Below are 13006 nucleotides of genomic sequence, written 5' to 3'. Positions count from 1 at the left end.
CGGGCCTGACCTCAACGTGTTAAAGCATTAACACGCTGGGGGTCAGGCCCTTTAACTTTATTCTATTATTTGCTTTATGAGCTTTTTATTTCCTTTGTTTAATATATTCTCATAATCGATATATTCATAAATATCATCTGAAATTGTGTTACTAAATTTAGCTAATTCATCTAATGTTAAATCTTCGATGCCTTTCTTGTACTGTTCACAATAAATGATGATTTTTCCAACGATTTCGTGTGCATCTCTAAATGCTATTCCTTTACTAACTAAATAGTCTGCAACCTCGGTAGCATTTAAGAAGCCTGCCTTAATAGCCGCTTTCATATTATCAGCATTAACATGAAGGGTATCAATCATTTTGGACATAATTTCTAAACAGTCCATGACAGTATCAAGGGCATCAAAAAATTGTTCTTTATCTTCTTGCATATCTTTGTTATAAGTGAGCGGTAAGCCCTTTAGTGTTGTCAATAAAGAGAAAAGGGATCCGTATACTCTTCCTGTCTTTCCTCTAATAAGCTCTGCTGCGTCAGGATTCTTCTTCTGTGGCATAATACTGCTACCGGTTGAATACGCATCATCCATCTCAATAAACTGGAATTCTTGGCTGCTCCAGAGAATAAGCTCTTCGCTTAATCTACTTAAGTGCATCATTGTGATTGAAAAACTCGACATAAGTTCTAGCAAATAGTCACGATCGCTTACACCATCTAAAAAGTTATCTACTGGCTTCGAAAAATTTAAAAGCTCTGTCGTGATTTGCCGGTCAATATTATGAGTAGTTCCCGCTAAAGCACCGCATCCTAATGGATTTTCATCCAAAATATCAATGGCATTGCTTATTCTTTTCTTATCTCGGTTAAACATTTGTACATAAGCACCAAGGTGATGACTGAATGTGACAACCTGAGCACGCTGCAAATGAGTATATCCAGGCATGATGACATTATTAGCAGCGGCCTTCTTTGTTAAAGAATCTATTAGTTGCCCGAGTGCGGCCATTACTTCCATTGCTTTTTGTTTAGCATAAAGTCTCATGTCCACAGCTACTTGGTCATTCCTACTTCTGGCCGTATGCAGCTTTTTGCCAGTTTCACCGATTCGTTCTGTAAGGTTCATTTCAACAAAGGAATGTATATCTTCATAATTACCCTCAACTTTTAGAACTCCTGTCTCAATATCTTTTAAAATAGAATTAAGACCCTCCACAAGTAAAATGCCCTCGTCTTCTGAGAGCAATTCACATTTTACAAGCATTTTTACATGGGCAATGCTTCCTGTTATATCCTGAAGGTAAAGTCGATGATCGACGGGCAAAGATGTATTGAATCTCTCCATAATTTGATCTTCCCGCTTTGTAAAGCGTCCGCCCCATAATTTCACCTATGCTGCAACTCCTTTACTTGAATCATATTTCTTTCTATGAATCTTTGATAATACAAAAATAGACAATATGAGTAATACAAAGATTACTAGTAAAGTGGATGCACTGCCAGTAATTCCAGCCACGATATATCCAATAAAAGCAATTGAGGAATTAAGAAGTGCATAAGGTAATTGTGTTTTCACATGATCGATATGGTCTGTCCCCGCTCCTGTTGACGATAGGATCGTTGTATCAGAAATCGGTGAACTATGGTCACCCATGATTCCACCTGAAAGTACAGCGCCAATACAAACTAATAAATGTGCATCAAGTGCAATAGCCATAGGGATTGCGATTGGTAGCATAATAGCAAATGTTCCCCATGAAGTACCAGATGCAAGGGACATTAAAACTCCTACTAAGAATAAAACGGCTGGAATAATGAATGCAGGTACATTTCCGTTCATTGCTTCAACAATGAAGTTAGCAGTACCCATTTCTTTCATTACCTGTCCAAGAGACCATGCAAGGATTAGTGTGACTGCGACATAAACCATTTTTTGCATCCCAGTTGTATAGATATTAAAAATTTCACCGAATTTTTTCAATTTATATACAAGCATTAACACGATAATCGTAATCGCTGCAAATAAATAGGCCGTACTTAAGGAAACCCTAAAATCATTTCCTGGTACTGGTTCAAACGGGAAGCCGTATGAAATCAACAAACCGAAAAGGGTAACAAATAATACAACCAGAGGTAACCAAATCAAGATGGCATGGTTGTGTCCTGCTTCTTCTTCACTACTCTCTGCTCTTCTTAACGGCTTAGAATTTGGCCAGTACAGTTCTCCAGTAGTTTGAACTCTTCGCTCAGCCTTTGCCATTGGGCCAAAATCTAACTTAAATAGAGCAACTAACGGAACCATCGCAACAGCCATTATGGCATAAAACTGAAATGGTATAACCTGAACTAGAGTCGTAAATTCAGATCTTGTGATATTTAATGCTTCATATTCCTTTTGAATAAGGCCCATAATGTATACGCCCCATCCAATAAAAGGAACTAAAACAGCGACTGGGGAAGATGTTGAATCAATGATCCATGCGAGCTTTTCTCTAGAAACCTTCGCCTTATCAAAGATTTTTTCAAATACGGGACCCACAATAAGTGGAGTACCCAAATCAGAGAAGAAGATGATAATTCCGCCGATCCAAGCAGAAATTTGCGCCTTTGCCTTCGTATTAATAAATTTTATCGTATTTGCTGCAAGAGCAGCGCCACCACCAGATTTCTCCATAAGCCCTACAAATCCACCAATAAAGAATAACAATACGATAATAGCTGCATTATAACCATCTGCTAGAAGTGGGAAAAAGTAGTTTCCTATAGTCTCTGTTGTTGCCTCAAGAGGATTTCCTCCGACAAGTATGAGTACTCCGATAAAAGCACCAGAGAATAGGGACACTACTACGTTCTTCGTTATAATGGCAAGAATGATTGCAATAACAGGAGGAAGTAATGATATCCAGCCCATGTGTTCCATAAACATTTCTCCTTTTTTAAAATAATCTATAGTATTGCATAAATATAAAAGGGTAAATTTTTCGAATTTACCTTAAAGTTTGATTATAAGGAACACTCACATTAAATGCAATAAACTATTTAAAAATAATTTTACCAATTTAACGTATTGAAGAGATAAAGGAAATATGTGTAAGTACATTGAAAATATTCCAATTTAAAGACGACTATTAATTCAAAAAACGAATTTGGGTCGTTTTTTTGGGTTTAGATATCTAACGCGAAGCAAAACTTCCATTGGAAAATCTTGATACTTTCTCTTATTTTGGGAATGTTATTCTTGGATGGTTTTTTGAATCGGGTTTTACTGAGAGCAACATTAGAAAAAATCGGAGGTACTTTCTTTGGGTATTTTTAAGGAATCAACAAACAACACCAACACTTTAACGGCTGCCGAACTATCCGCTCTTTGGCTTCAGTATTTGGGCGATAGTATGGCAATATGTGTATACAAATATTTTCTTAACATTGTTGAAAACAAAGAAATAAAACCTATTTTAGAAACCCCATTACAATTAGCTGAAAGCCACGTTATAAAAATCACTAAATTCTTAAAAGCTTCAAATTACCCAGTCCCAATTGGTTTTACAAAGAGTGACGTGAATGTTAACGCTCCTCGCCTGTTTTCTGATGAATTTTTACTTTTTTACACCTATATTATGACCATACATGGATTAACTGCATATAGCTTAGCAATTACAAATGCGGAACGAAAAGACATTCAAGATTATTTTTTTGAATGCACGGAATCATCTAAGGAATTGTTTCAAAAAATTGTGGAATTAGCTAAACAAGAGCCAAAATTTACAAGTGTACCCTCCGTTCCTTCACCAAAGGAGACAGAGTTTATGGAATCCCCAGGATTCATCTCTAATTTAGTTGGTGACAAAAGACCGCTTAATAGTTCGGAAATTAGCACCTTATTCTTTAATTCAACGAAAACTGGATTTATCAAGGCATTAAGCTTGGCTTTTAGTCAGGTAGCAGGGCTTGAGGATGTTCGTAATTTTATGTTAAAAAACGTTAAATTAGCAGGGAAAGACACTGAAAGTTTTGACGCTATTTTGCAACAGGATCATTTACCAATACCTGAGAAATGGGATGCTGAGATTACCGCTTCTACTGTAAGTCCATTTTCTGATAAATTGATGATGTTTCACGCAGGTTTTTTAGTACATGCGGCTCTTTCTTATTATGGTGCATCATTAGGCTCCAGCTTTAGATCGGATATAACCCTAAACTATTCTAAAGTATTTACTCATGCTATGGAGGCTGGTGCTTTTTCTTTCAATATTATGGTTAAGCACGGTTGGTTAGAAAAACAACCCGAAGCCATTGATAGAAAATCTTTGGCAAAGGGTTAGAGTAGTGAGACTAAAAAAGACGACTCAAATTCAAAATTGAATTAAAAGTCGTCTTTTTTTAAATCAACCATTTACTGTAACATTTCCATTTGTAGTAAAATCCTGAACTCAGATTTTACAATCTTTGAATAGATTCGTTAAACTAAAACCGCTGATAAATTTTTCGCTACAGCTTCAACTTTCGCTAGCCCTTCAGCAATAATTTTTTCAGCTTGATCTGGTGCTGCAGCATGACCTTCAATAATGACTTCATCGATGATTTGCATTCCGAAAACGCCGCCAGCAACGTTTTTAATATAGGTAGCAGCCATTTCCATTGGCGCTGCTTCTGGTGTTGAGTATATGCCACCACGTGCACTTAGAATAACGGCTTTTTTGTCAGTCAATAATTGTACTGCTTGGCCATTTTCATCATATTTGAATGAGAAACCAGCTTGGTACACATAGTCAATAAAGGTTTGTAATTTTGCTGGGATTGTTAAGTTCCATAATGGGAAGGCAAATACAACTACATCTGCCGCTGTTACTGCATCCATTGCTTTTTTCTTTGCAGCTAAAATACGTTGTTCGATGTCTGTCATTTCTTCGCCTGATTCTACTTTACCAAAAGCGTTGAATAAATCTTGACCAAGGTAAGGCATATCTTCTGCAAACACATCGTAAGTTGTTACATTTACACCCACTAGGTTCTTTATGAAAGTTTCATACATTTTACTTGAAACAGCTTCTGAAGCTGGACGGTTATTTGCTTTAACTACTAATATATTCATTATATAAAGTTCTCCTTTATTTATCTTTATTTAAATTATCTCGAATTAATGATATATTAGTATATCAAAATACTCAATAGGTAAAAATTCTCATATTAGTCTAGACAACTATATTGTGTAAACATCCGACTTCGATTATTAAAACCATCTTTTCCTAGTGGATTCTACTTCAAAAAACAGCTCTTCCCCCAGTACGGTAAGGCTTTAGTACGTTGGGGGCAAGACCTTAAGTGTACTGCATCTAGTGTCCTAAAGTAACTTTTATCTCTTTTATTTGTTCGATATGCCGCTGTTCATGCAAATAAATCTGTTCAATCCATTGGTCAAGCGGTAAGTCACCAAGGGAAGGATGCTTTGTTGATTTTTCCGCCAATATCGATTTATCGTCTATTGTACTAAGGAAAGTAAGTAATTTTTTTCTCGAATCGTCTAACATGTCGATGATGGTCTGAAGTTTAATTGGTTCTGTGGCCGGTTCAACGATTTTGGGCGCTTTAAACTTTTTCGTTCGATCCAATATAAGCTGTACCTTTTTGCGTTCTTTTTGAGTATTAGCAACCTCGTTTAATCCCCATGCAATCGCCTTAATTGTTGCCTGTTCTACTAAGACTAAGTGATGACAAACTTGTGCTATACTCCATTTATTAATACCAGGGCTTTCATTAAATTGAGTAAAATTTAATGAGGTAATCTCCTTTACTAAATCATTTCTCGTTTCATACAGATTGTCATTAACTAGATTATTCATGAAATTCTCCCTTCACGAAAAAATAAATTCCTAGGTTCCTACTCTGACTATATTCTCCACGATGAAATGTATTCTTTGAGTTTAATACGTATGAAATTTTCCCAAAACCAAAACTTTTGCCCTATATAATTTTTATTGTTTTATCACAAAAACGTTGCCATAGACTAACACATAACCCCTTTGTTACAATAAGATTCAATGTTAAAATTTGGAGGAAGCGAAATGGAGCAGAGGTATCAGGATTTGAAGTTAGGGGAACGTGCTGCGATTTTAAGCATTGCCGTTTATATCTTCTTATCGATATTGAAATTAATCATTGGGTACATAGCCGGTTCAGAAGCTTTAAAAGCCGATGGATTAAATAACACAACTGATATAGTTGCTTCTGTTGCAGTGTTGATTGGTTTAAAACTTTCTCAAAAACCCGCTGATGAAGATCACCCGTACGGCCATTGGAAAGCCGAAACTGTTTCTTCCTTAATCGCATCATTAATTATGATGGTTGTCGGAGTTCAGGTTTTATACGGGGCGGCATCATCTGTCTTTAGTGGCAACCATGAATCACCTGATATGATCGCAGCATGGACAGGATTTATTTCTGCTTTTATTATGATTTTGGTATACCAATATAATAAAAATTTAGCTAAAAAAATAAAAAGCCATGCAGTAATGGCTGCCGCTAAAGATAATCTCTCAGATGCCTGGGTTAGTATGGGTACCGCTATCGGAATTATAGGTTCTCAGCTTGGTATACCTTGGCTTGATCCAGTCACTGCATTTGTTGTTGGATTATTAATCTGTAAAACTGGGTGGGACATTTTCCAAGAATCTTCACATTATTTAACAGATGGCTTTGATATACAGGATTTAGAAGAGTATAAACAGACCATTTTGAATATAAATGGGGTTTTGGAAGTAAAAGATATTAAAGGAAGAACATATGGAAATAGCAATGTGGTTGATGTTGTGATAGCTGTTCCGAATAATTTAAATATTACCCAAGCACATGAAATCTCATCAAAGGTAGAGGAAACTTTAATAAAGGAGCACAACGTTTACGATGTTCATGTGCATGTTGAGCCAGTTGGGGACGACAAGTTCATTTTAAATGGATTAAAATAAGTTGAAAAACAGCGCCTAGACGTAACGGGTTCAAGGAGGATTTTACATTTGAATATTTTAATTTTAGGTGCAACTGGGCGAGTTGGAAGTCAAATAGTAAGTTATGCCCTTCATAATAGACATCATGTTACTGTATTAGTACGTACTCCAGAGAAGATTCAAATAGATAGTGAAAATATAACCATTATTCAAGGGAATGTTTTAAATAAAAATGATATAGTACCAGCAATGCAAGGGATTGATGTAGTTATAAGTGCACTAAATACTGATGGCACAACCACTCTATCAGAAAGTATGCCACTTATTCTCGAAGCGATGGAAAACAAAGGTATGAAGCGAATTATAACAATAGGAACTGCGGGTATTCTGCAAAGTAGAACCACGCCAAATTCTCTGCGTTATCAATCAAGTGAATCAAAGCAGAAGTCAACCCGTGCAGCGAAAGAACATCATAAGGTGTATGATCTGCTTAAACAATCAACACTAGAATGGACCATTGTATGTCCAACGTATTTACCTGATGGAGAAAGATTAGGTGAATACCGTGTGGAACGTGATTTTTTGCCAGTAGATGGAGTTAAAATAAGTGTATCGGATACAGCAGAATTTGCATTTAAACAGATAAAAACAAGTGATTATATAAAATCACGGGTAGGTATCGCCTACTAATTATATTTTCTTACATGATTACTTGCTGGCACAAGGTGATATTTATTGTTTGTGAAAAATTGTACTTAAACTAATTGTCAACCAGAAAAATTTCTTTTCTGATTGACCTTTATAATACGAAACGGGTGGTTTCGTTGAAGAACCTAATAGATTAAAAAATGCTCAGAGTTTATAGCCCTGAGCATTTTCCATATCAATTATTAAGCTAAATTCAATTACCAATTTTACTGTGTTTCACCAACAATTTTATATTTTGTACTTCAAAACAGAACCTGTTAGCCTAGACGTTGCTTTTTCAATTCTATGACAGGAATGAGGATTCCCCTCAAGCATTCACTCCATTTAGTAGATATTCTTCGAATGCTTGACTATTCAATGGTTTGCTAAAATAAAAACCTTGTCCAAAAAGTAAACCATCTTTGTTTAGTTCATTGACGTGTTCCTGGATTTCGATTCCTTCTGCAATTACATTTAAACCTAAAGTTGTCGCTAGTGTTAAAACGGATTTTACAATTGCCCTGCTTTCTTCATTCACATGAATATCTTTTATAAATGAGGCATCAACCTTTAATGTATCAATCGGAAGATGCTTTAGATAACTAAGAGAGCTATATCCCGTTCCGAAATCATCAATTGAAATTTGAATCCCCATTTGGCGGATTTCCTCAAGGACCGACGCAGCGTCATTCACATCCATAAAAACACTTTCTGTCACTTCTATTTCTAGACATTCTGGGTCTAAATCTATTTCTTCTAGGATTTTCTTGACTGAATTGATAAAATTAGCGTTCTCAAGCTGTCGAATCGATACGTTAACCGAGATGACCAATGAGTGATGGCCATTTTCCTGCCATTTTTTCATTTGGCTACAGCTTTCCCTCAAAATCCATTCCCCTAAAGGCACAATTAATCCCGTTTCTTCAGCCAATGATATAAATTTTCCTGGTGGAATGGTACCTAACTCAGGATGCCTCCATCTCACCAAGGCCTCCATCCCAATTAGTTGTTTAGTAGAAATATTTAGTTTAGGCTGGTATTCTAGATAAAATTGTTCTTCTTTTATGGCATTTCTTAATGCATTTTCTAACAGCCTGCGTTCTAAGGATTCATTTTTAATTTTACTATTAAAGATTAAATAATGATTCTTCCCTTTATTTTTGACGCTATAAAGAGCATCATCTGCATTCTTAATCAGTTCCCTTGAAGTATCACCGTCGTTGGGATAAGTAGCGATCCCGATGCTGCATGTCATAATATGCTCCTGCCCAGAAATAAAGATTGGGGAGTTAAATGTCGTTAGAATACGATTCACGTATTTTTTTAAATCCTCTTCATCTTTTATATCCTTTAACAATACGATAAATTCATCCCCGCCTACACGTCCTACTACATCGCTTGGGCGAATAGCGTCCTTTATTTTTCTTGCAGCTTCAATTAGTATTTGGTCACCCTCATCATGGCCCCACTGATCGTTAATCGACTTAAAATTATCTAGATCAATAAACAGGACGGACATTTTAGACGACGAGGATCTATTTTTCCTGTCGAGAATCTCCCTATTTAATTCATTCATAAAAGATCGTCGATTCGGCAGATTTGTTAATGTATCATGAAACGCTAAATGATATATTTTCTGTTCGAATATCTTCCTGAATCGAATATCACGCATGACTACTAGAATCAAATCGTTTTTAGAAAATGATGATTTGTCAATGACACTAAAACTGGCTTCTATATCAATATAATCCCCGTTGTTATCACGGATTCGAATTTCAATATGTCTGACTGTCTTTTTCCGCTTGCAAAAAATCCTTATTTCCTTGCTAACCATCTCCCGATCATCTGGATGTATTAGCTCAAAAAGATTTAAGAATTTCATGGAAGATAAGTCATATTTTAAAATAGCTTCAAAGGAAGGAGAAGCATATTGAAAAGAACCATCCACTTCAATGAGGCTAATTAAATCTGTTGTATTTTCAGCTATCAATCTATATGTTTCATTTTGTTCTTCTACTTGTCTTTGTTTCGCTAAATCAGAGCCAATGGATTTGTCAAAATAATCTAGGGTACTATTCATATTTTCCACGTTATTAAACTCCTTTTAAGTTTACCTTTCCTTATGTATCACCTAATGGAATTGTTAACCTTCTTGTATGACATTATAATAGCATCAAATGAAAGTGCGGTCAATTCAAGACTCTTGAATTGAAGATATTTTATTTTCGAATGAATAAGTAACTTAATTGGACATTAGGAACTATTTATAGATAGGATACCACTCTATAAATTGGACATCATAACTTTGTGATAAATAGAACAAAATGTAAGGATGAATGTAAAAAATGAAAGTAACAAAAATAACTACATTATTAGAATTATTGAATGCTATTTCTGAAAATGTGCCGCAAATATTAGAAGTACAAGGATCCATTCTTTCTCCTCATTCAATCACTCTACCTGAAGGCTATCAAGTAACTGGAAAAAGTATTGAGACATGTATTGTAAGCTTCAATAATAGTGATGGTTTTGGAGTGGCTCGCAACAATAGTATCTCAAACCTAACTATAATGACAAAACAGACAAACCGAGCTATTTATACAGTATGTGGTATTCCAGATATGGGGAATCTTGTCTTTGAAAAATTGCATATTACCGGTCAGGTTTCAGTTATTTCAAGGCAAGGAACGGACAGAATTAACCTTTATGGTAACAATATCCACATTACTTCTTGCGATTCGAGACATTATAGTGAGCAACCTCAAAAATATGGCGTTAATGTGTACCAAGGAGCAATGACTGTATACAACTTTAATTCAGATCCTAACAGTCAAATTGATTGTAAATTAACAAACATCTCCATAGGCAGTAAAAACGCCCCTGTAATTGGCTCGGGTATTTTCATTTGTGGATTTGGGGATGAAGGTGGCAAGGTTAATTTAGAATCACTAACTACAGGTGCTGTCTATTCAAATGGAATGCTGCCATATGGGACAGCTGATATTATTACCGCGGCAGTATTCATTGTGTATGGCGTGGAAGCAAAACTAGTTGAACATCATGGCGAGATTGTGACTTACGGTGTGAATGACATGGTGCTGGATACATGGGGAAAAATTGAAAAATGGATTAGCCATCGTCCGGTCATATCTTATGGACCAAGCGGCATTGGATTTGTAAATTTTGGAACAGTAAAAGATTTCATGGCGCAGGATATTATTACATATGGAATAGGAGCAAGAGGATTTAACCAATATGACGGGACTGTTGAAAATATTAAATTTAAATCCATTACAACCTATGGGGATGGTTCTATTGGAATACAAGTTAGTAAACCCATTGGTATATGATAATTGAAGAAAATGTCGCAACCTATGGGTCTATCGGTAATTCACTGGTTAAAGGTGTAGTCATGGAGCTTGCGGCAAATGCCATAAGTATTAAATCAGGGGGCAAAATTGAAAGTTTAACTGTTAATGGAGACATAATTACGCACGGTGATGGTGTTACAAGTTACGCATTGGAAGGCGGCGAAGTGAAGGAACTTAATATTGGGGGTAAAATCATAGCTAATGGTAAAAATGCGAAAGAATTAGTAAAGAACGAGGACCTTGCTTAGAGTCAATTAGTAATAAGCAAACATATTTTTAACCCCGTCCTAAATTAGAACTAACCCGTTCGGTTGACAGGGAGAAAAATAGTATTTGTAATTAATTTTGTATATCAAAAGTCCTGACTTTTGCGTATCATTTTGCAGTCCAAAATGTAAAGGACATGTGAAACAATAAAAAGGCATTGCATTTGCAATGCCTCAGACTGTAGACAAACTCGAAAAATTTCGAGTTTGCCTACAGTCTTTTTTAATTTACAATATTTATAGAGAATATTAGGGGTGATGGGAAAATGATGTCGAGAAATAATAACTTAGATAGAGAACAATTGGAAATGATTACACTGGATCAAGTGGTACCGCAAGATCACCTTGTGAGAAAGCTTGAAGCAGCTATTGATTTCTCTTTCATATACCCATTGGTTGAAAACCTTTATTCAACTTTAGGTCGTCCAAGTATTGATCCAGTTGTGCTGATTAAAATGACATTTATTCAGTACGTTTTTGGCATACGTTCAATGAGGCAGACAATCAAGGAAATTGAAACGAATGTAGCTTACCGTTGGTTTTTGGGTTTTGGTTTTCACACAACTGTTCCCCACTTTTCTACCTTCGGTAAAAATTATGAACGTCGTTTTAAGGATACAGATTTATTTGAACAGATCTTCTACCGTATTTTAAAAGAGATTACAGATAAGGACTTATTAAGCGCTGATCATGTATTTATTGATTCAACGCATGTAAAAGCGAGCGCTAATAAACGTAAATTTGAAAAGAAAGTCGTACGAAAGGAAGCTCGTGCTTATGAAGCGAAGCTTCAAGAAGAGTTAAATCAGGATCGTATAGACCATGGTAAGAAACCATTCCCGACTGAAAAATTTGAAAAAGAAGAAACTAAGGAGATTAAGGAAAGTACAACCGACCCTGAAAGTGGATATTACGTAAAAGATGAACGAACAAAACAATTTGCCTATTCATTTCATGCCGCTGCGGACCGAAATGGTTTTGTGTTAGGGTCAATTGTAACGCCAGGGAATATTCATGATAGTCATATGCTTCAACCATTGGTCGAATCGATTATGGATAAAGTAATGAAACCTTTTGCTGTTGCTGCCGACGCTGCTTATAAAACACCTGCAATTTGTCATTTCCTAATAGAAAATGGCATTACTCCTGCTCTTCCTTATACACGTCCCAAAACGAAGGAAGGATTCATGCGTAAACATGAGTATGTTTATGATGAGCACTTTGATTGCTATATCTGTCCGCAAGGAGAGACATTAGCTTACACAACTACGACGAAGGAAGGATACCGACAGTACAAGTCCGATCCTTTAAAGTGCGTAAATTGTCCTTTATTAGAACAGTGTACTCAAAGTCAAAATCACCAGAAGTTAATACAGCGTCACATCTGGGAAGGTTATGTGGAAGAAACTGACCACCTTCGTCACACTGAAGAGGTAAAAGAAATATATGCTCGTCGAAAAGAATCTATTGAACGCGTCTTTGCTGATGCAAAAGAAAAGCATGGTATGCGATGGACAACCCTGAGGGGGTTAAAAAAATTGTCCATGCAGGCGATGCTAACTTTTGCTGCAATGAATTTAAAGAAACTAGCAAATTGGACTTGGGTAAGTCCAAGGATTGCATAAAACATATGCAAGCTGGTACGGTATATACTCAAAAATAGTGGCCAATTTTAATAAAAAAGAAAAAAATAAAAGGCATTTGGGAATAAGTGAATTCCCAAATGCCTTTTGTCGACACTCTGA

At 36.0% G+C, this 13006-nt stretch carries 11 protein-coding genes; 6 read left to right on the top strand and 5 right to left on the bottom strand.

Going from position 1 to position 13006, the window contains the following annotated elements:
• Positions 1-57: 57 nt before the first annotated feature.
• Together argH and V7112_RS17770 are read right to left on the bottom strand one after the other, a co-directional pair.
• A complete protein-coding gene (gene argH / locus V7112_RS17775) occupies positions 58-1386 on the bottom strand; it encodes an argininosuccinate lyase (RefSeq protein ID WP_335422287.1) in 1329 nt (442 codons plus the stop codon).
• Positions 1387-2916, bottom strand: coding sequence for a Na+/H+ antiporter NhaC family protein (locus V7112_RS17770; protein WP_335422284.1), 1530 nt, complete (start codon positions 2914-2916; stop codon positions 1387-1389). It abuts the gene before it with no gap.
• Positions 2917-3298: 382 nt separating this feature from the next.
• Between V7112_RS17770 and V7112_RS17765 the strand changes: the two genes are divergently transcribed.
• A complete protein-coding gene (locus V7112_RS17765) occupies positions 3299-4318 on the top strand; it encodes a DUF3231 family protein (protein ID WP_335422283.1) in 1020 nt (339 codons plus the stop codon).
• Between the two features lie 137 nt (positions 4319-4455).
• Here the strand turns inward: V7112_RS17765 and V7112_RS17760 are convergent, their stop codons facing one another.
• Both V7112_RS17760 and V7112_RS17755 read right to left on the bottom strand, forming a co-directional pair.
• Positions 4456-5088, bottom strand: coding sequence for an FMN-dependent NADH-azoreductase (locus V7112_RS17760; protein ID WP_335422281.1), 633 nt, complete (start codon positions 5086-5088; stop codon positions 4456-4458).
• Positions 5089-5329: 241 nt separating this feature from the next.
• Positions 5330-5836 carry a DinB family protein gene (locus V7112_RS17755; RefSeq protein ID WP_335422279.1) on the bottom strand — a complete coding sequence of 169 codons (507 nt, stop codon included), beginning with the start codon at positions 5834-5836 and terminating at the stop codon, positions 5330-5332.
• Between the two features lie 222 nt (positions 5837-6058).
• Between V7112_RS17755 and V7112_RS17750 the strand changes: the two genes are divergently transcribed.
• Together V7112_RS17750 and V7112_RS17745 are read left to right on the top strand one after the other, a co-directional pair.
• Positions 6059-6958: a cation diffusion facilitator family transporter gene (locus V7112_RS17750; protein WP_335422276.1), complete on the top strand. Its 900-nt coding sequence runs from the start codon at positions 6059-6061 to the stop codon at positions 6956-6958.
• A gap of 48 nt (positions 6959-7006) precedes the next feature.
• Entirely contained in the window at positions 7007-7627 is a 621-nt protein-coding gene (locus V7112_RS17745) for an NAD(P)-dependent oxidoreductase (protein ID WP_335422274.1), read from the top strand.
• A 325-nt stretch (positions 7628-7952) separates the two neighbouring features.
• Here the strand turns inward: V7112_RS17745 and V7112_RS17740 are convergent, their stop codons facing one another.
• On the bottom strand, positions 7953-9704 hold the full coding sequence (locus V7112_RS17740) for a putative bifunctional diguanylate cyclase/phosphodiesterase (protein WP_335422394.1): 1752 nt from the start codon (positions 9702-9704) through the stop codon (positions 7953-7955).
• Positions 9705-9969: 265 nt separating this feature from the next.
• Here V7112_RS17740 and V7112_RS17735 point away from each other — a divergent pair, with 265 nt between their 5' ends.
• The 3 genes from V7112_RS17735 to V7112_RS17725 all read left to right on the top strand — a co-directional run bounded on the left by V7112_RS17735 (position 9970) and on the right by V7112_RS17725 (position 12886).
• A complete protein-coding gene (locus tag V7112_RS17735) occupies positions 9970-10974 on the top strand; it encodes a hypothetical protein (protein WP_335422273.1) in 1005 nt (334 codons plus the stop codon).
• Entirely contained in the window at positions 10971-11243 is a 273-nt protein-coding gene (locus V7112_RS17730; RefSeq protein WP_335422271.1) for a hypothetical protein, read from the top strand. Before V7112_RS17735 ends, V7112_RS17730 begins: the two co-directional genes overlap by 4 nt.
• Before the next feature lie 284 nt (positions 11244-11527).
• Positions 11528-12886: an IS1182 family transposase gene (locus V7112_RS17725; RefSeq protein WP_335422269.1), complete on the top strand. Its 1359-nt coding sequence runs from the start codon at positions 11528-11530 to the stop codon at positions 12884-12886.
• Positions 12887-13006: the final 120 nt, after the last annotated feature.

Source organism: Bacillus sp. JJ1566 (genome assembly GCF_036962685.1).
Taxonomy (GTDB): Bacteria; Bacillota; Bacilli; order Bacillales; family Bacillaceae_L; genus Ferdinandcohnia.
Note: the sequence above shows the minus strand (reverse complement) of the source record. Positions and strands in the feature narration are given on the sequence as shown.